Source organism: Candidatus Cloacimonadota bacterium, from assembly GCA_012516855.1.
Classification (GTDB): domain Bacteria; phylum Cloacimonadota; class Cloacimonadia; order Cloacimonadales; family Cloacimonadaceae; genus Syntrophosphaera.
On sequence record JAAYWB010000095.1, the window covers coordinates 1 to 1,644 of the forward strand.

A 1,644-nucleotide genomic window follows, 5' to 3' on the forward strand; every position below is an offset into this window, starting at 1 on the left:
ATCATCCTCTATCTTAATTGCTTCATTAACTGCATTGATAAAAATTTTAGATATACTCTTGGTTAGTTGATTTGGCGATAACCTCCTCGATTAGATCAAAGCCAATCCTTGCCTTATAAACACATAATTTTTTTGAGTTGCGAGATGTAAAAATAGACAAAACCAATTAAGATGGTTCCAAAAACCAAGAAGACCAGTCCGATTGAATCTCTAATCGTGATTAAACCCATAAAAATTGTAAATATCCCGCCAACCAATTTAAGCCATTTAGCACATCCCATCATGGCATTTTTTAGTACACCCATTGAAACAGACGCAACTTTTGATAACGAATAGGTATGCCCGTTTGACATTGCCCGCGTGCTTGTAACAATAACCTTTCCGTCATTAATATACTCGATTTCTTCCAAATTTTCACATCTTTACTTGGTTTATAGTTCGATTATTATAAAGGATTCCGTTAATGAAATATTATTACTGAAATTCCACGTCTGATGATTTTTGTCACCATTTTCACCCTTGAGGGGTGATGGTTATGGTTGAAAGCATTTAAATTTAGCATAGATTCCTATATTGTACAGCATTTTTAGTGTGAAGGGGTCAGCACATAGTATACAGTTTATGAATAAGACTTATGAGATCTACAGGGATAAATGTCTAGAATTGGTTGGGATAAAGTACAACCAGTTGGAGACCTATCGAAATGAACGATACCACCCCTTTAGATTATCAAGAGTTGCGCAACATCAGCCCACAAGCAGCCAGGCAGGCCATATTACAGATACTCAAGGCGAATAAAGGCAACGTGAGTCAAACAGCGAGGATGTTAGGGATAACACGGAAGACTGTATATAAGGCAATGGCGAAGAGAGAAGCCGGGAATCTGGATGATGGTTCCCGTGCGCCAAATGTGGTACACAACAAAACACCAGCAGAGGTTGAACAGAAAGTAGTGATGCTGAAGAAGAAGACAAATTATGGGCCATTGAGACTAAAGGAAGAGCTGGAGGCTGTATATAAGATCAGCTTATCGGAACACACAATTCGTAACATCGTAAGACGAAACAAGGATAGCATCAAGAACAAGAAACACAAACCCCATAAGAAAGGTCCCCGCCCATTTGTGGACTGGTACTCTGCCAAACCTTTTGAAGTCGTGCAGGTAGATCTGAAGTATGTTGTAGATCAAAAAGCACTTTCTCTAGCCCAGATCGACCATATTTATGCCCACAAACTGCCCGTTTATCAATGGAGCGCGATGGATGTAAATACCCGATTCAAGCTCATTGCCTACTCAGACGAGAAGAGCTGGACGAATGGCTTGACCTGGTTCCTCTGGATCATCTCCTGGCTTAGAAGCCACGGTGTCTCACACCAGATCATTTTTACTGTCGACCTTGGAGAAGAATTCGGGGGAAAATCCTGGTACAAGATCACAGAATTTAGAAAGTTGCTTTCCGGTTTCGGATGCAAACTCGTCCAAAATCACCTGAAACACCCTGAAGAAAACGCCCACCTTGAACGTTCTCATCGTACCGATGACGACGAGTTTTACATCCCCAGAATCCTCAAAATAACCAACCGGCAAGAAATGTTTACCGAAGCATTTAATTACTTGTACTACTACAACACGGTAAGAAAGCA

Annotated in this window: 2 protein-coding genes; one reads left to right on the forward strand and one right to left on the reverse strand. The window is 40.6% G+C overall.

The window, feature by feature from the left end; translation table 11 throughout:
• Window positions 1-113: 113 nt before the first annotated feature.
• Window positions 114-410 (reverse strand): hypothetical protein, encoded by a 297-nt coding sequence (locus tag GX466_08460; GenBank protein ID NLH94226.1) that lies wholly within the window; start codon window positions 408-410, stop codon window positions 114-116.
• Window positions 411-703: 293 nt separating this feature from the next.
• Between GX466_08460 and GX466_08465 the strand changes: the two genes are divergently transcribed.
• A partial coding sequence (locus GX466_08465; GenBank protein ID NLH94227.1) for a hypothetical protein occupies window positions 704-1,644 on the forward strand: 941 nt, incomplete at its 3' end.